The following is a 22,656-nucleotide window of genomic DNA, read 5'->3' on the forward strand; positions in this document are numbered from 1 at the left end:
GTGGGGTAGGCCCGTGTTGTATTAGAAATTTAGCGCGCGAAATTATAGCACAGCAAAAAGAACAAATAAAAATTGTACACGCTTATAAACCGTTTACTTTATTACTGAAACATCATGTTTGGGTTTCAAGCTCTGGGGTCGATTTCAACTGCAAGTTAATAGTTTGAGGAAGGCTTGATAAAAGCACTGATTGCAATTGAGGTTTATGTTCATGACAAGCCTTAAACTCATCACACACTCCATTTCTCATCAATTCGGCGAGCTCTTCAAATTTCATTGCTTTACCGTAAAGCCAACCTTGTGCAAGTTCAATATCGAGTTGCTGCAATGCATGTTGCTGTTCTGCGGTTTCGACACCTTCTGCGACAATCGTTACGCCCAATGATTTACCTATTTCAACAATACTTGAAATAAGAGACGACTTTACACTAACTTTATCGATGGCCATGACAAATTGTCGATCAATTTTCAAATAGTCAAATTCAAAATTGTTTAATTGTCCAAGATTCGCATAACCCGTGCCAAAGTCATCGATGGCAATGGTGAAACCAGCTTTTTTCAAGCGTTTTACATTAGCAACGGCTTGGGGAGAGTCGAAGGTTTCATCTTCGGTAATCTCAAAACAAATTTCAAATGCAGTGGTATCTTCAAATAACGCGATTAATTCACTAACATTTTCATCATTTAAATCCCGCGGGCACAAATTAAAGTTAAGCTTTTTAATATCGCAATTGCTTTGGCGCTTTATTTGCGCCAAAGCATCTTTAATGATTATTTTGGTGAACCAAAAAGTTAGGTCAAGCGATGTTAATATCTGGATAAATTGATCGGGATAGACTGCACCATGCCTGTCTTTAAATCTAGCGAGTACTTCGCAGCCAATAACATGACCACTTTTTAAACATATTATTGGTTGGAACAGGGGATAAAAAGCACTTTGCTTTAAACCCGTTTTTAGGCGTTTTTCGGTCGATGAAAAATGTGCCAACATGCGACTGACTAATAGGAAGTTTAGCCCCACAATAGCAATGGTTATTATCACGAAAAGCGCAAAGATTTGCGTTGTGATAAATTTATTGAAGTTAACTTCAGATACAACGCAAAAGGATATTGCCGGCAAACATGTTTTTGAATGACCAAGAAGTGTGGTAAGTAATGTAAAGTCTGTATTAGGGACTCTATTAACAAGCTCTGGGTCGCCTAATAAATAGATAGATTCGTCGTTTTTGGCAAAACCTATTTCCCAAGTGAAATCGTCGCCTGTATCGATGATGATTTCTTTTAATTCGTTCACCACAGAGAAACGCTCGTTACGAATGCGTAAAGCAGAGTAGTCATAGTCAAATAACTCTAAGGGGCTTGAAATGATAATGTCTTTGCCTGATGTCAATTGAATATCGGCTTTGGGTAGAGCATAGCTTTGATTCAAAGTGCCTTTGCTAATACTACACACAACTTGGTCCTGTTTAATCACTCCTATATCTTTAATATATTTGCTTTGAAACATCATTTGCTTGAGAAATAATACATAGTCAGCATCACACTTGATGTCTGGGGTGCGATCGAGTAAATCAAGCGTCATTTCTGACTCAACAATTAGTACTTCTATTTGCTTTAAAATTCGCAAGGCATGTTGTTGCTGCTGTGACAACACAAACTGTTGCCAGGCAAGCAATACTAGACCACACATTATAAGAGTCAGAAAAAGAGTTGAGCTGACTAAGAGTAGACGATTTTTAGGATGCGCAATATTCATTACCTAAGTATCGGAATCACGCAATATAGCTTTAGAACTAAACTAACGGTTTTTTTCAAGAAGTAGACCACGTTAATCTATGATACTAGTAGCCTTTTTTCGTAAACCATTCAAAATCAGCTCTATTGTTCATTTTACGGGCCATGTACTGACCAAGTTCAACCAGTGACGAATTGTTAGGATAGTCATCGATAAATCGCTTAAGTTCTTTGATCGCGAATTGAGTTTGTTGATTTCCATCTAATGCTAGGGCGTAGGTATAAGCTAATTGAACGTTTTGTGGTGCTAAGTCCATGGCATTTTTAAAATAAGGGATGGCATCATTCACTTTTTTCATTCTAACTAAGTGCAAACCATAGGCATAGGCAACATCGGCTGAGCTTGGCACTGCCGTTAAGCCGCCTGTTAAGACTTCTGCTACCAAATCTTCTCGTTGCTTCGTTCTATATAAATCCGCTAAATTCATGTAGGCAACAGGAAAGTATGGGTCAATCTCGATGCTGCCTTTGTAGGCTGTTTCTGCGGCAATAAGTTTACCTTCTATAAGCGCAATATTGCCTTGATTAATTCTACCTTCACCGCGCCAAGCGCTTACTTCATTAGCGATTGTCAATTCATTAAATGCGCGTGTAAATACCTTGATGTTTTGTTCACCAACTTCTTGTCCAATTAATATTTGGGCTGCCGCTGCTCTTACCGACTTTAATGGATCATCTAACAGTGGCGCAATAACATTGACTCGCTGGACTATCCCAACCAAATTACCAACACGTGCCGCCGCTAAGCGAATCAAATCTTCAGATGAGCGTACAAAGGGACCTAATTGACTAGCTGAAAGTACGTCGGTGCTTCTTGCGATCATTTCAAGCGCGCTGGCTCTGCTGATCGTATCAATGCTAGTGTCTTTCACAATGGCTAAATGTTCTGCAAGAGAAATTCCTTGGCCATGACGTAAGCGTAATAAGTTTTGTCTGTTGCTAGAAAGTGGTTTTGGCCCACCATACCATTTTGTTATTACGTCTGATGCCCACTTGTTGTCTTTATCATCGTGGCAATCGGTGCACGCGTTTGGTGTGTCATAATCACTCGATAAATGTGGAGATGGAATTTTAAAACTATGATCTCGTCGATTATCAACGCCCATAAAGACAGTGTCGGGCATATGGCAGTTCACGCACTGTGCGCCAGCGGTGAACGCGGTATGTTTATGATGCTCTGGCGTATCAAATTCGCTGGCTTTATGGCATTGAAGACACAAACCATTGCCTTCTATTTTGACTTTCATGGTGTGAGGATCATGGCAATCGAGACAATTCACACCGTTGTTAAACATCTTGCTTTGTAAAAAAGACCCGTAAACGTAAACTTCTTCTTTTATTTGTCCGTCGGCGTAATACAAAGGTGGTGTTATTAGATTCGGTGAGAACTGATCTAAGAACTTCTCGTCTGCACTAAAGCCATCACTCAATGGCGAACGCAATGAATGGCAGGCAAAGCACGTTTGCATAAATTCGTTGTCTCGGGTCTCACCTTTGTATGTTGCGGTGACAGAACCTTCTTCTAGTACCCATTGTCCAAGTGCATGACTTGTTGCATTCGCTAGTGGCGTTGGTTTCTGCGTTTCGATTTGCTCAAGGTGATTGTCCATAACGCCATGACAAGATACACACCCAACGTTAATACCGGTAAATTGTGTGTTAAAGGAGTTTGCTACAGGATCATAGTTACGTTCGAGTTCGTCAGAATGGCAGTCAGCGCACATGCCATTCCAGTTTTGAAGCGGTTGACGCCAATGTAAGCGATCGTTTGCATTTATTTCTTCTTGGCTATAATTATGATACCAACGCTGACCACCTTCGTTTGCCGGTCTTGAATCCCATGCAAAAGGTAATACTTGATAGGTGCCAGGCTTTGTCGCCACCAAATATTGCTGAAGAGGGTAATGGCCAAATGTATATTTGACGGTAAAGGTTTCGCTGCTGTTCTTGTTAGTGTCACCAATGGTGGCCTTATATTCACCTTCTTCTGTAAAAAATAACGCGGTTTGTGAATAATGCTTAGCACTTTGCTGATTAAAGTTTCCAAGCACACTTTTGCTTGTAGGTAAGGCCATCGCCATCGCGTGATCAGACTTTTTCCATGAAGCGCTTTGTTCTTGGTGACAGCCCATACAATCTGCAGATGTCATTCGTGATTCTTTTGCTACCGTATAGGTGCTGAAGATTCCATTAAACAAAGCACAAATTATGAAGAGTTGAATTGATGTTGTCAGAATGTGCTTCAATGAAATTTCCTTGTGGCTTAAGCTAGGCGTCACACGCTAAAGCTTAAAGTAGTTCGACTAAGTATTGTAAAGTAAGATGGCTTTTCTCTGCATCATTAATTTTTTTGCTAGATCACCAATTTGAATGCGACAAATCACACTTGTTGAACATTAATTTTTAATAATTCGATGGTGATTATATAGGTAAATGGCGCCTGAACAACACTTTTACCTGCAATTTACTTTCTAATGATTTCCATTCCATTGATTTATATATCAAACAGCGTATTAAAAAGCAGCTAACAATCACTACAATTTTCATCGATTTACTTAAGGATTATATTCTTCATGCAATAAGACATTTAAAAAAACCGTAAACGCGCCTAAACTCAATACTTTGTGATAACATCTAATTTTGGCCTTGATTCTTGAAAATGAAAAATACCCAGACTTATCCGCATTCAAAATATAATAAGTTTTTTACGCACTTTTTTCGTTTGATAACGAAAAATATAGTGCCTGCTTCATGGTATCGCAGGCCGATTCCAGCGATTAGTGAAAGACATTGTAAGAAGGGCTTTTTGACCTTGGAAATGGTCAGTCACTGTTATAAGTATTCTAATATGCTGGTTTACCAGTTGAGTTCTTTGTTAATTTTCCGCCCAAAGATATGAGTGTCACGGTCACTGTCTTTTATACTCCAGAAGATAAAGAAACGCAGAAGACACTTACTTTTTTTGGTGCGATTGAGGTCGAAAACGTGACGTGGAATTGGCAGCCGATTGAGTTGGGCAAATTAGTTCGTCGCACTATTGGGCGCAATCAAGCAGCGCTTTCAACCCAAGCGGATTGGGTGTGGTTTACAGACTGCGATATTATTTTCCATGAAAACTGCTTAGACTCTTTAGCAAAACAGCTACAAGAAAATACCACTACATTACTTTTCCCGGAAAAGATTCAGGTTACTGCTATTCTTGAAGACAGCGATCCGATGCTCAAAGCAAAGGCAGAACCTCAAGTACTCGACATTGACACCGGCTCATTTGAAACACACTCACGGCGAAAAGCGATAGGTCCCTATCAAATTGTGCATGGAGATGTGGCCAGAGCAATCGGCTATTGCGATAAGGTACGTACCTTTCAAACTGAATCAGACCGCTGGCGTAAGTGTTATGAAGATACTATCTTTAGATGGTTAGTGGGCACCGATGGCGTTCCTATCGACATCAAAGGTGTGTTTCAAATACGACATGTTCAAAAAGGCCGTTACGAGAAAGAGAGTAAGATCTCTGACCTACGTATTGCCACACGTAAAATTCAAAAGAAATGGTTTAGCTGATATAGCTCTGTAGCTTTGGTCTGCGTCGTTTGTTCAAAAAATTTCTTAGTTTAAAATTGATGATATAGCGTGTGCGTCTTACAAACTTACTCGCGGCTTCTCTACCCGTTGCGCTGTCCATAGTCGTAATGTCGCTTTCGAATTTGCTGGTGGTATTGACTAAGCAAGGGCTAAGTCCAATGAGATCTATTTCTTTCTCCCAAAAGTGTTTCAAATCTATATCTATGGGGCGACTAAATTTTTCCGTATTTTTAAGCAAACGTTTAGCACCTTCTTTACTTACCGCTTGTGCTTGAGTGTTAACAGGTATTTGATTGAAATGTAGAATTTCAAAACGCTTATCGAGTGCAGCTCGCGCATCCACTTTGTATTTCTTCCCAAAATTCGCCAAGCGCAAGTAATGCCAAGATTTTAACTTACTCATGATATTGACTAGTTCGGCAAACTCATCATTGATGATAAAATCGTCTTCTAGAATAACGGCAAAATCCAAATCTTGTTCAATGATTTTCGTCCAGGCAAGTCTATGGCTTAGGTAGCAAGCTATTTCGCCTGTGTTCAAATCCTTTTTGTAGAGTTTAATATTGTTAGTGGCGTCATAATGTTGATTGATTGTTTTCTGATCAAGAAGCTTAGCATCAACGGCTTCAATACGCTCAAAGTCAACGCCTAAAGAGCCTAGTTGAGCTTTACAGTGCTGCAACCTATCTTTTGAACGAGCCAAATTTATTAGAAAAATTTTATAGTTCATCAATCCTACATCTACTGTTTTGAGAAGTTTATCTTGTGTTATTGCTGCTTATAAAAACGCCTACACTGACCACTTTACAATGGTATCAATTAATAATTCTGATTTTATAGGCTTGGTTAGATAGTCACTCATGCCTGCATCGAGACATTTTTCTTGGTCTCCTAACATTGCATCCGCAGTTATGGCGATGACAGGTACATCTTTATATATTTCCCCAGCCTCGCCATCTCTAATCCGTTTTACACATTCAAACCCGTCCATAATAGGCATGTTGCAATCGAGCAAAATAATATCAAAAGTAAACTGAGCATTGTGAGACTTATTTAAAATATCGAGGGCTTGTGCGCCATTGGTGGCAGAGAAAATCACGTCGACATGCTCGCTTATCATGCCTTTTATCACTTCAATATTGATCTCGTTATCATCAACGACCAATACGCGTTCTGTAATTACTTTATTTGGTGTCCGTTTGGCTGCTTCAATGCGCTCATTATATAAATGACGACCAACATTGGTTAAGGTATTGAAGCCATCAGAATTACTCATCAAATTAAGAAGTCCGCTGACCGTGAACGGTTTCATTAACTCCCAAGAACCGCTATTGGTAGCGTCTCCATTGGCATAGGTTTGTGGTAACGATAATTCGATAACCCGAGAATATTGGATTTGGCGTTTTTTGTATTTGGCAACTATCTTTGCCTTATTTGCAAAGTTGTTATCGATGAGTAGTATGCTCGAATCTTTATGTATGCTTGAGCTAGCATCAAGCTCTGAAACATGCGCGCCTAAGCTTTCTAAATTTGCCTTTATACTGTCAGCTTCGTTTTTGTTACTGCAGGCTAAGCTTAAGTGCAAGCCATCTAATAAGCTAGCTTGTTCTTCTTTTTGCGGATTTTGTTCAACACGTAAAATATAGTTGAAAGTGCTTCCTTGTCCTTTTTGCGATGCAAATGACACATCTCCATCCATCAATTTACTTAGCTGTTTACAAATAGCCAAGCCTAAACCAGAGCCACCAAATTTACCTGATATGCTCGTGTCTTCTTGATTAAAGGTACCAAACATCTGACTGTGATACTTTTCATCAATACCTATACCTGTATCACTAATTGCACATAGTACAACAACACCGTTGGGTGATTTATGCGATTGCAGTTTAACGCTGATTTCTCCGCTTTCAGTGAACTTCACCGCATTGCTTAGAATGTTATTGGTGATTTGATTAATTCTATTTTTGTCACCAATGACATAGTTCACATGAACTTGTGATACATCAAAAATAAAATGGAGATTTTTTTCGTACGCCTTTAGCGCCAAAGGCAAAATCGTTTTTTCAAATTCATCTACTAAATTGAATGCACGTTTGTCTAAGCGCATTTTGCCGGCTTCTATTTTAGATAAATCGAGAATATCGTTAATCAGCAGAGTAAGACTATTGATACTACTTTCTGTCATTTTTAGATAAGCCTGTTGGGCTTCTGATAAGGGATCCTTGGTGATAAGTTCAAGAGTTCCCAATATACCATTTAAAGGGGTGCGCATTTCATGACTAATATTTGAAATAAATGCGCTTTTAATAACATTGGCTTGTTCTGCTTCGTTCTTGGCTTGTTCTAACTCATTTGTTCTTGTTTGTACCTGCTTTTCAAGCGATTGGTTGATATTTTTAATTTGCTCTTCAGCTTGTTTTTGTAAGGTAACATCTTTGCAAATGACAGAAACGCCAATGAGGCCATCGGTTTGGGTAGCAATTGCAAATATACTTAAGTCAAGTGCTAAGTCGCCTTTGGCACTTGGCAGTGTGGTTTCGCAGTGGATGTTAGGTGTAGTTGCTTGTGTTTTTAGTTTTTCAATTAATGCCATAATATCAAATTCAGAAAGACTGACCACTTCATTAAATTGCTTACCAATTACCTGCTGTGCTTGTAAACCGAACAAGGTTTCACTGGCTTTATTCCAAGTACTAATATCTGCGTTAAGTGATAGGCCAATAATGGCATCTGCAGAACCATCTACGATGGCTTGATATTCTGAACGTGTGCGATTGAGCATAATGTTACGCTTGATATAAGAGTTGAAAAACAACAATAGAACAAGCATAAGAAGGGCAAATATAGCTGTTAGACCAAAGGTGTTAATTCGTCTTTCATATAACATTTTATCTGTTAAGGACTCTGGCATCGCAACAATCAAACTCAACTTTAATTTACTTGTTATTTCGCTGTCGCGAAGGACTGAGTTGAGGGTGATGTCTTCTCTCATATACAAAAAACGCGGAGCACTTTTGTCGTTTACTTGTGCAAACTGAAGTTCGTTTTTACTAAGGGCAAGGTCACCAAACAATGTATACCAGAATGCATCTTCGCCAAATTCATAAGCAAAGGCCATTTTCGGATCAGGATGCACTAAAAAACCTTGTTCCTCATTTAATAAATAGACAGTGAAACGGTCATCAACAGCAGAAACGAGCGAGTCGAGAAGAATTTGAGCATTTATATTTGCGACCAATACGGCAACTTTGCGAGCTTCCTTATCGTTTTTGTGCTTTGCAAAAAGAGGAATGGCTAACCTAATAGTTGGCATAATAGGATATTGAATTTCTCCATTTTCTCGATTTAAATTAATTTGAGAAATATAAATTTGATTGTCGTTTATTAAACTAGCATCACGGAAATAGTCTCTTTCACCTTTATTTTGGAGTTTGTCTGTATCGACATCACCAATAGCATTGTTTCGCCGTTCCATTCGAATCAACTCTTGCCCATCAGAAATGGAGAGGATGCGGAGTTGCTCAATTTCGTGTCTTTGCTGCATCAATGCTAGGAAGGTCTGTTTTACTGCATTTTCAGTTGCTAAGTCATTACCTGCATTATTGAGCGAGGAAGATAGCGGTTCTATGACTTTTACATAGTTAAGAAGCGCTGAAGTGTTTTCTAAAAATCGGATATCTTTTTGGTAGAGTTCAATTGAAGACCCTAGTATCACATCCCCGGTTACGATGGACTGTTTAGCATCTTGTGTAATAGCCTCGTTTACGCTGTCTTCAATGCGTTCTTCCATGATAAGGGTCGAAACAATCATAACCACAAACAGCAAAACGATGCCTAAAGACAATATTGCGCCCTTAGCCCTGTCATTTCGATGCGTGTTTGTTGTCATTTTTTTGCTGTTCATTTATTTCGAATACTTCTAAGTATGCGCGTTGTGTGAAGTTTCTGTTGGGTAACGAAGCAATGCTATGGTACGCGCTATTTCAATGTAACAAAATTACGCCCAGCAATATAGATAAATTCCCGATATTTAGAATGAATTCAATAATACAAAGAGATACAAAAAAAGGATGCTTGCACATCCTTTTTTGTTACGCTGACATTGGCTGTAAATAGTAGGCATACAAGGAATGCCATTTGTCTTTTTGCAACTGAAACGACTGTTTCATTTCTTTATAACGATAATCGAGTTCTAGTTTTTCATATGAAGCTTGCAAGGTTTGCTTCTTCATGGCCACAAGTGACTTTTTGGTGTTGTAGTAGTCAGCCATTTTTTGCAAGAGCACATCGTATTCGTGCTGCACTTTTGCAAGCACTTCATCTGCATTTGGTAAATGGACAAGCGAGGTTTTTGCATTCTTAAGTTGCATTTGCAATTTGGCTTTCTCAATACGTTCTTCAGGAGTTGTCCGCAAGTTACTGGTTAGTTTGCACCATGATAAGCTTTTGATTAACCACTTTGTTGGATCGTATTGCCACCAACGAATGCCATTTCTATAATCGTATTCAAATATATGATGATAATTATGGTAGCCTTCACCAAAGGTAAATAGCGCAATCACGCCGTTATCTCGTGCCGAGTTGGTATCGGTGTAGGGACGTGAACCCCATATGTGAGCTAAAGAGTTGATAAAAAAGGTAACATGATGAACGGCTACCAACCTAGCCACTCCGGCAACTAACATCATGCCGATGACATCGCCATTTAAAAAGCCAAGAAAGGCAGTAATACCAAAGTTCGCAATAAGAACAATGGGCACATAGTAATTGTGTTGCCACATTACAATTTTATCTTTTTGAAGGTCTCGGCAATTAGCATAATCACTATAGCGTTTGGCTTGGTATTCTCGTAGCATCCATCCAATATGTGAAAACCAAAAGCCTTTGTTGGCGGAATAGGGGTCTTGCTCGTTTTCGTCAACATGGCGATGGTGCACCCGATGGTCACTAGACCAGTGCAAAATACTGTTTTGAACTGCCATCGCTCCGCCGACAGCCAGAATTGCTTTTATTACTGGATGCGCTTGATAGGTTTTATGTGACCATAAACGATGGTAACCTGCGGTAATCGACATACCAGTAAAGAAAAAAGTGCTACTGCAACGGCAATTTCAGTCCAACCTATACCGACATAAAATGCCCAAAGAGGGACGCCTAGTAAAGCGATTAAAGTAGTGCCAACAAAGACAGATACGGTTAAGGGTATCAAGGGAGGTTTTTTCAAAATAAAATACTCAAAATATTCAGCGTACAACTGTACGCTAATTTAACTTTTAGTCTGCTTAAGTGCAAGAAAATTATTGCAGAAAACAAAACAATTGTGTAAACCTTTCAATATGAATAGACAACAGCAAAAACAGCAAACTCGACAGCGCATTATTGATGGTGCATTTGTTTTATTAGACGACAATAAAAGCTTTACTACCATTAGTTTACGAGAAGTCGCACGTGAGGCAAACATTGCCCCTACATCTTTTTATCGACACTTTTCAGATATTAATGAATTAGGTCTGACTTTGGTTGATGAGTCTGGCCTTGCCCTTCGCCAATTAATGCGCCAAGCAAGACAACGTATAGCTTCTGGTGGCAGTATCATCAATATTTCCGTTGATACATTCTTAGAATTTATTCTTAGTAATCCTAATGTGTTTCGACTTTTACTACGCGAACACACCGGCACATCAGCGTCTTTTCGTGCTGCGGTAAAAAGAGAGATCCAGCATTTTACAGAAGAGCTTGCCGATTATATTGTTGATAAATTATCCATCCCAATTCCAATAGCCTATTTGCAAGCAGAAGCGATGGTTAAACTCGTTTTTAGCGCTGGCGCTGAGGCGATTGATGCCGATAGCACCGAAACTGAGCAAATCGCCAAGCGTGTAAAAACGCAACTGCGATTTATCGAAAAAGGTGCCTTGTATTATTCAAAATCTCAGCGTTAATTGACATTCGATACTCAGCGTTTTCGTAGAATAACACCCGACTCCATATGGTGAGTAAAAGGAAACTGATCAAACAACGCTGCTTTTTCTACTCTGTGGCTTACATCTAAAACGGCTAAATCTCTTATTAGGGTATTTGGATTACAAGATATATAAATGATAGTGTCGAATTTTGCGACTAGTGCCAGTGTCGTTTCATCGAGTCCCGCTCTAGGAGGGTCCACCAAAACGCTAGAAAACTCATAGCTGTCGAGATCGATGTGGGCTAAGCGGTTGAATTTACGCACCTTTGTGTATGCCTCTACAAACTCCTCACTTGACAGACGTGCGATGACCAAGTTGTCAATGTGGTTAAGTTGTATATTATACTGAGCCGCATTTACCGAGCTCTTCGATATTTCGGTTGCCAATACTTTTTGAAAATGTTTGCTTAAAGGAATAGAGAAATTACCCGCACCACAGTAAAGTTCCAACAAATCGCCTTTCGCAGGGTTAAGGTTAGCAATGACCCATTCAATCATTTTTACGTTTATTGCGGCGTTTGGCTGCGTAAAGCTATTTTCGACCTGTTTGAAGGTGTATTGTGATTCATTTATAACTAAGGTTTCACTAACGAAGTCTTGACCAACTAAGACTTTTTGTTTGCGCGCTCTACCTATGATATTGCTCTTGCAAAATGTGTCGAGTGTTTCTTTAAGCCTGTTCGCTTGTTCAGTCCAAGTGTCGTCTAGGGATTTATGATAGAGCAAACTTACTGCTAATTCATCTGTGGTGGTTGCTAGATAATCTATCTGAAAAAGTTTCTTTCGTAAGTCATTGTTTTTCTTTACAAACTCAATGGTTTTTTGCATGGCCTGATTGATAAGCATACATGCACTCGACAATTGCTCTACTTTGTATTGCTCTTTAGTCGTCTGGTCAAACATAATGTGGTAAGAATCTTCGCCATCATGCCAAATTCTGAACTCTGCGCGCATTCTATAATGCTCTGACGGCGACACAAAAGCATCTACTTGTTCATCAAAATACGGAGATAACAAGGTCGTTAAACATGATCTCTTGGCAATAAATTGTTCTTGATAGCTGAGGGCTTTAATCTGGTCTACAGAAAGCGCCATTAAATTTGTCATTCAAACACCTTAAATTTCAGAGTGTTTGATTTTAATGATAAATAAAAATATACCAACTGTTTATTAAAGAAATAAGGCCTCAATGCCGATAAATAAGGCTGAGGATAGTGAGGTATCTTTTTATGAATACAATTCAAGCACAAACAAATGTGTCACCGGCTAATGGCAGTGGCGCACAAGATGTATTGAAAAATACAACTAAGATTTCAGTGTTACCTGTCGTTAATGCGCAGGCTAATGTTGACCATTACAGTGCTACTGGGGCGAATGATAACGTTGTTGCTCGAGTGCTAACAAGTTCTATAAGTAAAAGTTTTAGTACTTCTGCCGGCAATGATCTTTCAGCGCAAGCTGCCAGCAAGCTCCAAGAACGCTTCAGTGCAAGTGCCCAGAATGATGAGGTGTTGCCTAGTATCCAAACAGTGACTAGCAATGTTGTTGGCTTTGTAGAAAATGCGCTCGCCAATTTAGCCAAGCGAGGCTTTGATGAAGAACAACTCAATTTTTTCAGAAATGAAGCCGTAAAAGGTGTTGAAGTTGGTATCGATCAAGCCAAATTAGATTTAATTGGTCTAGCTGATGATGATACCTTTCAACTCATTAGTGAGACGAAAGATTCGATTGTGAACGGTATATTAAAATTAGCAATTGACCCCTTAGACTATGCACAGCAGATAAAAAATATTGAACAGGTTGAAAGCGGGGCACAACGAGCTTTGTCGGCAATTGCCATTAAAACCTTCGCAAACGAGCCGGTGAAGATCGACTTTGAAACTAGAGCTTTTAACTCAGCGCAAGTAGACGATAACAAGAGTATGCATACGACGAGCTCGTCGAATATTTCGTTCGCAATAGAAGGGATGGTCTCGGACGCTGAGCATCTTTCCGTTGCAAACCTTTTGAATAAAGTTGATGGTCTTGCAAATTCTTTTTATCGAGGCGAAATTGAAAGTGCTTATAATAAGTCTATTGCCTTAGGCTATACTGATAATGAGATCTCTGGGCTTGCGAAGCAATTAAACAAGTCTGATAAATTTCAACAAATGAAAATGTATGAAGATATTGAGCATTTGACAGGGGTGACAAACAATGCTGACTTTGCCGCACCTAAAGCCGTCGCTGAATATGTGAACAAGTACTTGGATGTAATGGAATCGAGTCAATCAGCCTTACATTCTGAAACAGATTTTAACCAGGTAATTAATGGTTTAGTAAATCAAATGAAAGATGTGCAGGTGCCTGATTTGTTGCAGGCAATAAATAGATTTCACGCCTTCAATAATAAGTTTTCTTAGCCTGATTAAATATTATTGAATACAAAAAAACCGCTATTAAAAGCGGTTTTTTTGATCCTGTAATTTTATCTAATGCTGTTTTTCATTTGCAGGACGGACAATGATATTGCGTTCCATAAATTCGCTTTCATTGAGCTTAGTAATAAATTTTTCTTCATCACCGCTTTCTATTTCTATAAACCCGAAGCCTTTTCGTCTGCCAGTACGTTTATCTTTTACTAAACGAACTGACTTTACCGCGCCTACTGATTCGAAATACTCTTGCACGGTTTGTTCATTCGCTTTGTACGCCAAATTACCTACATATAAGGTAGCAATTTCACCTGGGCTGGACTCAGTGGGTTGAGCCGTTGTATTTTGTTCGGTACTTGCTGATGCACTTGCGTTGTTCTGTAAGGAAGAGACAAGCAATAATGACACCGTAGTCAATACAATAAACACGCTCGCTATTACAGCGCTGAAACCTGATGCAAATTCTGCTGAGGAAATAAAATAAGCTACGATTGCCAACACGAATGTGATAACAAAAGCTAAAGAAGTTTTTACTGAAATCATGGTAATCCACCAATTTGTTTTAATTGTTTTTGGTATTGTGCGAGTGACATATACTAAAGTGTTATCAAAATATAGCCAGTAATAATCATTAAGTCACTAACTTTTGTAACACAATAAATACACATTTTACCTAGTTTGAACACTTTTTATGCAAACAGACTTAAAAGCGACTATTTTTATAAAAAACACTTGATTTGAATCCTACCCTCTGTAAAATGCGCGCTCGCTTCAAGGACACATCGTTAGGCTTTGATTACAAAGGCTAACAAACGTATTTGAAGTGTCAATATTTATGCGTCATTGCGATGACGTTTTCGTAAAATGACTTGCAAAATTATTTGCAAAAAAGTTTACAAAAAGTGTTGACAAAATTTGCGAGTGACGTAGTATTCGCATCCCGCTTGAGGAGAGGCATAGTCCACCTCACAGCGAGTTAGCCGTCAGGCTAACAATGTTCTTTAACAATTAGTAGCAAGACAATCTGTGTAGGCACTCGTCAAGAGTGTCTGCGACAAAAATTTATTTGTAATTTCAGTATTTAATTGAAGAGTTTGATCATGGCTCAGATTGAACGCTGGCGGCAGGCCTAACACATGCAAGTCGAACGGTAACATTTCTAGCTTGCTAGAAGATGACGAGTGGCGGACGGGTGAGTAATACTTAGGGATCTGCCCTTTGGAGGGGGATAACCATTGGAAACGATGGCTAATACCGCATATTACCTACGGGTAAAAGGGGGCTTCGGCTCCCGCCAAAGGAGGAACCTAAGCGAGATTAGCTAGTTGGTGAGGTAAAGGCTCACCAAGGCGACGATCTCTAGCTGTTCTGAGAGGAAGATCAGCCACACTGGGACTGAGACACGGCCCAGACTCCTACGGGAGGCAGCAGTGGGGAATATTGCACAATGGGGGAAACCCTGATGCAGCCATGCCGCGTGTGTGAAGAAGGCCTTCGGGTTGTAAAGCACTTTCAGTTGTGAGGAAAGGTGTGTGGTTAATACCCATATACTGTGACGTTAACAACAGAAGAAGCACCGGCTAACTCCGTGCCAGCAGCCGCGGTAATACGGAGGGTGCAAGCGTTAATCGGAATTACTGGGCGTAAAGCGCACGCAGGTGGTCATTTAAGCCAGAAGTGAAAGCCCCGCGCTCAACGTGGGAAGGCCTTTTGGAACTGAATGACTAGAGTCTTGGAGAGGGGAGTGGAATTCCAGGTGTAGCGGTGAAATGCGTAGATATCTGGAGGAACATCAGTGGCGAAGGCGACTCTCTGGCCAAAGACTGACACTCATGTGCGAAAGTGTGGGTAGCGAACAGGATTAGATACCCTGGTAGTCCACACCGTAAACGCTGTCTATTAGCTGTTTGTGGATTTAATCCGTGAGTAGCGAAGCTAACGCGATAAATAGACCGCCTGGGGAGTACGGCCGCAAGGTTAAAACTCAAATGAATTGACGGGGGCCCGCACAAGCGGTGGAGCATGTGGTTTAATTCGATGCAACGCGAAGAACCTTACCTACTCTTGACATACAGTGAACTTTCCAGAGATGGATTGGTGCCTTCGGGAACACTGATACAGGTGCTGCATGGCTGTCGTCAGCTCGTGTCGTGAGATGTTGGGTTAAGTCCCGCAACGAGCGCAACCCTTGTCCTTAGTTGCCAGCATTCAGTTGGGCACTTTAAGGAGACTGCCGGTGACAAACCGGAGGAAGGTGGGGACGACGTCAAGTCATCATGGCCCTTACGAGTAGGGCTACACACGTGCTACAATGGCGAGTACAAAGGGAAGCGAACCTGCGAGGGTAAGCGGACCCCTTAAAGCTCGTCGTAGTCCGGATTGGAGTCTGCAACTCGACTCCATGAAGTCGGAATCGCTAGTAATCGTAGGTCAGCATACTACGGTGAATACGTTCCCGGGCCTTGTACACACCGCCCGTCACACCATGGGAGTGGGTTGCAAAAGAAGTAGCTAGTCTAACCTTCGGGAGGACGGTTACCACTTTGTGATTCATGACTGGGGTGAAGTCGTAACAAGGTAACCCTAGGGGAACCTGGGGTTGGATCACCTCCTTACCAAAAGTCAACGATGTTTTTGACTGAGTGCTTACACAGATTATTTTGCTACTAAGAAAAGAAGAGAAACCATACCTTACCGGTTTGTTATCGAGTAATTGATAGACAAGACGGGGCTATAGCTCAGCTGGGAGAGCGCCTGCCTTGCACGCAGGAGGTCAGCAGTTCGATCCTGCTTAGCTCCACCATCTACTACAGACGAACAGCAGGCTTGTAGCTCAGCTGGTTAGAGCGCACCCCTGATAAGGGTGAGGTCGGCAGTTCAAGTCTGCCCAAGCCTACCAGTTTGGTAGCGTGTATTTGGTATGGTAAGTAAACCTTAATGAATAAGGTCATGTTTGTAAAAACGAGAGATTATTCATTAGGGTTTTTTAAACTCTCAAAAGCAAAAAAGGGGTCAGTGTTACTTATTGACGTCGATTTTGTGAATAAGATGGCGAAGTGTAATTAACACTGACCCCATTTTAGCTCTTTAACAATTTGGAAAAGCTGATAAAAAAAGTAATCTATATTTAAAAGTAAGAGAAGTGATGAAAATTGCTTGTATGTACATGAAAGTGTGACATACGAAACGATTTTCTCAAGAGCTACTCTATCTGACATATATACCTCTATTTTTTCCACCGAAAAAATAGAGCGATTAGCAAAACTTGTCACCATACGATTTAACGCGCTTTGAATTACAAAAGCGAAGCGTTAAATAAAGCATGCGCTTTATAAGGGTTGTATGATTAAGTGACTAAGCGTATACGGTGGATGCCTAGGCAGTTAGAGGCGATGAAGGACGTGTAAGTCTGCGATAAGCGTTGGGAAGCTGACAAAACGCGTTATACCCAACGATTTCCGAATGGGGAAACCCAGGTCTTAGGACCTATCGTTAAGTGAATTCATAGCTTAACGAAGCAAACGAGGGGAACTGAAACATCTAAGTACCCTTAGGAAGAGAAATCAAACGAGATTCCCCTAGTAGCGGCGAGCGAACGGGGAGCAGCCGAATCAGTATGATGTAGCAGAATGTGTTGGGAAGCACAACGATACAGGGTGATAGTCCCGTATGTGAAGCATCATATTGGTCATATTAAGTAGGTCGGGACACGTGTTATCCTGATTGAAGATGGGGGGACCATCCTCCAAGGCTAAATACTCCTAACTGACCGATAGTGAACCAGTACCGTGAGGGAAAGGCGAAAAGAACCCCTGTGAGGGGAGTGAAATAGAACCTGAAACCGTATACGTACAAGCAGTGGGAGCACCTTCGTGGTGTGACTGCGTACCTTTTGTATAATGGGTCAGCGACTTATATTTAGTAGCAAGATTAACCGTATAGGGGAGTCGTAGCGAAAGCGAGTGTTAACTGCGCGTTTAGTTGCTAGGTATAGACCCGAAACCCGGTGATCTAGCCATGGGCAGGTTGAAGGTTGAGTAACATCAACTGGAGGACCGAACTCACTGATGTTGAAAAATCAGGAGATGACTTGTGGCTGGGGGTGAAAGGCCAATCAAACCGGGAGATAGCTGGTTCTCCCCGAAATCTATTTAGGTAGAGCCTCGGACGAACACCATTGGGGGTAGAGCACTGTTAAGGCTAGGGGGTCATCCCGACTTACCAACCCTTTGCAAACTCCGAATACCGATGAGTGCTATCCGGGAGACACACGGCGGGTGCTAACGTCCGTCGTGAAGAGGGAAACAACCCAGACCGCCAGCTAAGGTCCCAAAATATTGCTAAGTGGGAAACGATGTGGGAAGGCTAAGACAGCTAGGAGGTTGGCTTAGAAGCAGCCACCCTTTAAAGAAAGCGTAATAGCTCACTAGTCGAGTCGGCCTGCGCGGAAGATGTAACGGGGCTAAGCAATATACCGAAGCTGCGGATTTGTCTTAGGACAAGTGGTAGGGGAGCGTTGTGTAAGTGGATGAAGGTGAGCTGTAAGGCTTGCTGGACATATCACAAGTGCGAATGCTGACATGAGTAACGATAATGGGGGTGAAAAACCCCCACGCCGGAAGACCAAGGTTTCCTGTCCCATGCTAATCAGGGCAGGGTAAGTCGGCCCCTAAGGCGAGGCAGAAATGCGTAGTCGATGGGAAACAGATTAATATTTCTGTACTTATATAGTGAGTGAAGGAGAGACGGAGAAGGCTAGGCAAGCATGGCGTTGGTTGTCCATGTGAAAGTGCGTAGGGCGTTTGATTAGGCAAATCCGGTCAAACATTAAACCTGAGACACGAGACGAGTGACTACGGTCGCGAAGTTGTTGATGCCCTGCTTCCAGGAAAATCTTCTAAGCGTATTGCTATATGAACCGTACCCCAAACCGACACAGGTGGTCAGGTAGAGAATACTAAGGCGCTTGAGAGAACTCGGGTGAAGGAACTCGGCAAAATAGTACCGTAACTTCGGGAGAAGGTACGCCCCTGTTTGTGATGAGCTTTACGCTCTAAGCGAATGGGGGCCGCAGTGACCAGGAGGCTGGGACTGTTTATTAAAAACACAGCACTGTGCTAAATCGAAAGATGACGTATACGGTGTGACACCTGCCCGGTGCCGGAAGGTTAATTGATGGGGTTAGATAGCACTTGTGTTGTCGAAGCTCTTGATCGAAGCCCCGGTAAACGGCGGCCGTAACTATAACGGTCCTAAGGTAGCGAAATTCCTTGTCGGGTAAGTTCCGACCTGCACGAATGGTGTAACCATGGCCTCGCTGTCTCCACCCGAGACTCAGTGAAATTGAAATTGCAGTGAAGATGCTGTGTACCCGCACCTAGACGGAAAGACCCCGTGAACCTTTACTACAGCTTGGCACTGAACATTGACCCTACATGTGTAGGATAGGTGGGAGACTATGAAACGTTGTCGCTAGATGACGTGGAGTCAACCTTGAAATACCACCCTTGTACGTTTGATGTTCTAACACTGGTCCCTTATCGGGATTGTGGACAGTGTCTGGTGGGTAGTTTGACTGGGGCGGTCTCCTCCCAAAGTGTAACGGAGGAGCACGAAGGTTGGCTAATCCTGGTCGGACATCAGGAGGTTAGTGCAATGGCATAAGCCAGCTTAACTGCGAGACAGACACGTCGAGCAGGTACGAAAGTAGGTCATAGTGATCCGGTGGTTCTGTATGGAAGGGCCATCGCTCAACGGATAAAAGGTACTCCGGGGATAACAGGCTGATACCGCCCAAGAGTTCATATCGACGGCGGTGTTTGGCACCTCGATGTCGGCTCATCACATCCTGGGGCTGAAGTCGGTCCCAAGGGTATGGCTGTTCGCCATTTAAAGTGGTACGCGAGCTGGGTTTAGAACGTCGTGAGACAGTTCGGTCCCTATCTGGTGTGGGCGTTGGATGATTGATGGGAGCTGCTCCTAGTACGAGAGGACCGGAGTGGACGAACCGCTGGTGTTCGGGTTGTGATGCCAATTGCATTGCCCGGTAGCTACGTTCGGAATCGATAACCGCTGAAAGCATCTAAGCGGGAAGCGAGCCCAAAGATGAGTCATCCCTAGCGATTTAATCGCTTTGAAGGGTTGTTGTAGACTACAACGTTGATAGGCAGGGTGTGGAAGCGTAGTAATGCGTTAAGCTAACCTGTACTAATTGCCCGTAAGGCTTAATCATACAACACCTTATAAAGTGCAAATATTTATTCACTGCTTTTGTGAATCAATATCTTGCGCAACCGATGTGTGCATGTTCCATGGGAACGGTAGGACATCATCGGTAGCTAATGTGTTGTTGTGACAAGTGACTAATCAAGATGTGAAATAGAGTAGCGTCTCTTACTTACTAAAATAGTAGATGTTAAGCACATGGTGACGATAACAAGTCGTCATTCCTGCGCAGGCAGGAACCTCCTTGGGCAACCGTGGAGTGTCAAACATCTATCCCATTACTTTTTTTATATTCCTCACTGTTGAGGAGGTTCCCGCCTTCGCGGGAACGACGGTACTTCGTCGTAAATATGAAGTGTCGTATCAGCTTTTTCAAATGAAAGCGCGTTGTTTTGATAACGGCGTGCTAAGTCGGAGCCCCTCAATCAAGTTGAGGGCGCTTCGCGCTTTTTTGTCTGGCGACAATAGCGATACGGTACCACCTGATCCCATCTCGAACTCAGAAGTGAAACGTATTAGCGGCGATGGTAGTGTGGGGTTTCCCCATGTGAGAGTAGCACATCGCCAGACTCCCAATTAGAAAAACCCGCATAGCAAACGCTAGCGGGTTTTTTTACGTCTGCTGTTTGTGCCCCCTTGCACATTCAACGCAAATACCCTCGTATTCAACACAAAACCCCGCGCTATCAACGAAGAAAGGTCATTCCTGCGCAGGCAGGAACGCCCAACATTACACGGCAAAAGCCAATCATCTATGGGGTTAGCTAGGCTGTTGGGGAGATCTCCGCCTGCGCGAAGATGACGAGGGTGGCGCGAAGATGACGGGGGTGGCAGCGATGATGACATCCGAGAAAGGTCCTTGCCTGAGCAAGGACGACACGGGCATGCTAGAACGAAAGTGGCGAGACATAGTCAATATCGTCGTTAAGACAATTTTTTTACAGCCCTATTTACTTTTTTAGACAGAGTCTTATAAATGTCTTCTAGCCTGTCAGATTCGTTCTTGTTTACAAGTGTTAACTCAGCTTGTGCTTCCAGTGCTTTTTTGTTTGCTAACAATAATCCTGCTTTTCTTAGTCTAGCCCAGTTTAAAGAGGGCAAACCATCAATATTTACTGTTGCTTTTTTGTGAAGTTCTATATATTTTTCTAAATGCGCTATACCTTTGTCATATTCTAATTCACCAATGAGGGCGATCCTACCAATCTGATAATGCGCGTTATACAAGATGTAAGTATCTTCATCAAAAGTCGGTTTTGTTCCTTCAACAGGTGCCTCAGAATCTTTCATCGGTATTGTTGCGTTTATTATGTTTTCAGAAAGCTCTACTGCCTCTAGGTATGTTGCAAGAGCTTGCTTATAGCTATCTTCACGTACATAGAGACTAGCTAACTGCTCGTATAATATGATCTCTTGTGGAAACGCTTTAATCGCATCATTTAATGTAGTGAAGGCTTTGTCTGTTTCATCTATAGCACTATAGTAATTTGCGGTTGCTGCATAACCTTTGATTTAGTCTATTTGTGCAATGGCTTTTGAAAGTGCCAGTGCTTCATCTTTATCACCACCCGCTATCGAAGGAGCCATCAAATGAAAAGACATTAACCCTTCTAAATATTTAGGGTCATCGGGTCTTAATTCTGCCGCTCTAGTTAAGCTCTCTAGTGCTTTTTTTGCGTAGCTTAACATACTAAAAATACTGTTTGATGCTTGTTCGCCCATAATTCCAGCATGCAATAAATACATGTCTGGATTATCACTAAAGGCCTCAATTGCTCGCTCAGCAGCCTCCTCGGCATCATCTAAATCTATCCTTGATAAACTTGATACATACAACTCATAATGGGTTGGCGTAAAATTCTCGAATTTATATTTTGTGAGATCATCAATGACGGTTTGATAATCACCATTTTGGTAATTGCTTCGTTGAGTAGCTAAATCGCCATTGGCAAATGCAGCGCTACTGATGCATAGCGAAACAGCTAAGCAGCAATATTTTAATTTGGTTCGGTAGTTAGTTGAGAGCATGGGTGATCCTTGTAAAGCGCTATATAGTCAATACTAGATACAATTGTGCTCTATTGGTTCCAAAAAGCGATGCGAATGCACTGATTTAAATGTAACAAGCAATGTCAATACAACCTGGGCCTATTGTTCTTCAAGGCCATAAACATTGTTCATATGGGCAGCGTAGGCAACTTCAAATGCAGACTGTTGAAATATTTTAAGACCTGTTTCACCAAATGAAACAGTAACAGGATTTCTCTTGAGCGAAGCTTTAAGAAGTGTAGATGACATCAATTCAACATCTAGGCTTTCTATTAACTGAATGGCTGCTTCCATTTTAAAGCCCAATGCACCACCTGCAAATTTGCCTTTTAATGGCCGCTCTTTAATGACGACTTTGTTTATTTTGTAATCTTCAGCTAATTTTGCAAATGTGCTTTGAAAATAACGAATATCAGTCGTTTTATTTTGCTTATTGAAGTCAATTTTACGCACTCGGCATTCGGGTATTGCAAATAATCCATCTTGATAGCTGAGTAGACAGATAACCGCTTCTGTGCCTTTAAGTTCTACGCCACAAATTCTCATAAATTCTCTATTTTTAGTTGGTGATGACCGAGAAGTATACTCGACTAATCAACATTCTCAACCATAGTTCAGGATGCT

General features: G+C 41.6%; 12 protein-coding genes, 2 tRNA genes, 3 rRNA genes and 1 pseudogene. 8 read left to right on the forward strand and 10 right to left on the reverse strand.

Annotated elements, in window-relative coordinates; genetic code table 11:
- Positions 1 to 112: 112 nt before the first annotated feature.
- Both AC0L6H_RS10155 and AC0L6H_RS10160 read right to left on the reverse strand, forming a co-directional pair.
- Positions 113 to 1,690: an EAL domain-containing protein gene (locus tag AC0L6H_RS10155; protein WP_473394161.1), complete on the reverse strand. Its 1,578-nt coding sequence runs from the start codon at positions 1,688 to 1,690 to the stop codon at positions 113 to 115.
- A 151-nt stretch (positions 1,691 to 1,841) separates the two neighbouring features.
- On the reverse strand, positions 1,842 to 3,944 hold the full coding sequence (locus AC0L6H_RS10160) for a tetratricopeptide repeat protein (protein WP_473394163.1): 2,103 nt from the start codon (positions 3,942 to 3,944) through the stop codon (positions 1,842 to 1,844).
- 745 nt (positions 3,945 to 4,689) lie between these two features.
- Between AC0L6H_RS10160 and AC0L6H_RS10165 the strand changes: the two genes are divergently transcribed.
- On the forward strand, positions 4,690 to 5,358 hold the full coding sequence (locus AC0L6H_RS10165; RefSeq protein WP_473394164.1) for a glycosyltransferase family 2 protein: 669 nt from the start codon (positions 4,690 to 4,692) through the stop codon (positions 5,356 to 5,358).
- On the opposite strand, the gene AC0L6H_RS10170 is transcribed toward AC0L6H_RS10165, so the two are convergent.
- The 3 genes and pseudogenes from AC0L6H_RS10170 to AC0L6H_RS10180 all read right to left on the reverse strand — a co-directional run bounded on the left by AC0L6H_RS10170 (position 5,351) and on the right by AC0L6H_RS10180 (position 10,603).
- A complete protein-coding gene (locus AC0L6H_RS10170) occupies positions 5,351 to 6,109 on the reverse strand; it encodes a glycosyltransferase family 25 protein (protein WP_473394165.1) in 759 nt (252 codons plus the stop codon). The two genes, AC0L6H_RS10165 and AC0L6H_RS10170, sit on opposite strands and share 8 nt — an antisense overlap.
- A gap of 60 nt (positions 6,110 to 6,169) precedes the next feature.
- Complete coding sequence (locus AC0L6H_RS10175; RefSeq protein WP_473394167.1) at positions 6,170 to 9,283, reverse strand: ATP-binding protein; 3,114 nt, start codon at positions 9,281 to 9,283, stop codon at positions 6,170 to 6,172.
- 187 nt (positions 9,284 to 9,470) lie between these two features.
- Positions 9,471 to 10,603: pseudogene (locus AC0L6H_RS10180) on the reverse strand (acyl-CoA desaturase).
- A gap of 112 nt (positions 10,604 to 10,715) precedes the next feature.
- On the opposite strand from AC0L6H_RS10180, the gene fabR reads away from it, so the two are divergent.
- Positions 10,716 to 11,321 (forward strand): HTH-type transcriptional repressor FabR, encoded by a 606-nt coding sequence (fabR, locus tag AC0L6H_RS10185; protein ID WP_473394168.1) that lies wholly within the window; start codon positions 10,716 to 10,718, stop codon positions 11,319 to 11,321.
- 14 nt (positions 11,322 to 11,335) lie between these two features.
- Here fabR and trmA read toward each other — a convergent pair whose 3' ends face one another.
- Complete coding sequence (gene trmA / locus AC0L6H_RS10190; RefSeq protein WP_473394169.1) at positions 11,336 to 12,451, reverse strand: tRNA (uridine(54)-C5)-methyltransferase TrmA; 1,116 nt, start codon at positions 12,449 to 12,451, stop codon at positions 11,336 to 11,338.
- A gap of 122 nt (positions 12,452 to 12,573) precedes the next feature.
- On the opposite strand from trmA, the gene AC0L6H_RS10195 reads away from it, so the two are divergent.
- Positions 12,574 to 13,746 (forward strand): DUF5610 domain-containing protein, encoded by a 1,173-nt coding sequence (locus tag AC0L6H_RS10195; protein WP_473394171.1) that lies wholly within the window; start codon positions 12,574 to 12,576, stop codon positions 13,744 to 13,746.
- 69 nt (positions 13,747 to 13,815) lie between these two features.
- Here AC0L6H_RS10195 and AC0L6H_RS10200 read toward each other — a convergent pair whose 3' ends face one another.
- A complete protein-coding gene (locus AC0L6H_RS10200) occupies positions 13,816 to 14,301 on the reverse strand; it encodes an RNA recognition motif domain-containing protein (RefSeq protein ID WP_473394172.1) in 486 nt (161 codons plus the stop codon).
- A gap of 539 nt (positions 14,302 to 14,840) precedes the next feature.
- Here AC0L6H_RS10200 and AC0L6H_RS10205 point away from each other — a divergent pair.
- The 5 genes from AC0L6H_RS10205 (at position 14,841) to rrf (ending at position 20,553) form a co-directional block, all read left to right on the forward strand.
- Positions 14,841 to 16,373, forward strand: a 16S ribosomal RNA gene (locus AC0L6H_RS10205).
- Between the two features lie 112 nt (positions 16,374 to 16,485).
- Positions 16,486 to 16,561 (forward strand) — tRNA-Ala (locus AC0L6H_RS10210).
- Between the two features lie 19 nt (positions 16,562 to 16,580).
- A tRNA-Ile gene (locus AC0L6H_RS10215) sits at positions 16,581 to 16,657 on the forward strand.
- Between the two features lie 445 nt (positions 16,658 to 17,102).
- Positions 17,103 to 19,990 (forward strand): 23S ribosomal RNA (locus AC0L6H_RS10220).
- A gap of 447 nt (positions 19,991 to 20,437) precedes the next feature.
- Positions 20,438 to 20,553 (forward strand): 5S ribosomal RNA (gene rrf / locus AC0L6H_RS10225).
- The 16S, 23S and 5S rRNA genes sit together here with 2 tRNA genes alongside, the layout of an rRNA operon.
- Positions 20,554 to 20,907: 354 nt before the next feature.
- On the opposite strand, the gene AC0L6H_RS10230 is transcribed toward rrf, so the two are convergent.
- The 3 genes from AC0L6H_RS10230 to AC0L6H_RS10240 form a co-directional block, all read right to left on the reverse strand.
- On the reverse strand, positions 20,908 to 21,273 hold the full coding sequence (locus AC0L6H_RS10230) for a hypothetical protein (RefSeq protein ID WP_473394173.1): 366 nt from the start codon (positions 21,271 to 21,273) through the stop codon (positions 20,908 to 20,910).
- A 222-nt stretch (positions 21,274 to 21,495) separates the two neighbouring features.
- Complete coding sequence (locus AC0L6H_RS10235) at positions 21,496 to 22,011, reverse strand: hypothetical protein (RefSeq protein WP_473394174.1); 516 nt, start codon at positions 22,009 to 22,011, stop codon at positions 21,496 to 21,498.
- A 120-nt stretch (positions 22,012 to 22,131) separates the two neighbouring features.
- Entirely contained in the window at positions 22,132 to 22,578 is a 447-nt protein-coding gene (locus AC0L6H_RS10240; RefSeq protein WP_473394175.1) for a DUF3010 family protein, read from the reverse strand.
- Positions 22,579 to 22,656: the final 78 nt, after the last annotated feature.

It is taken from the genome of Glaciecola sp. G7-5 (assembly GCF_055808975.1).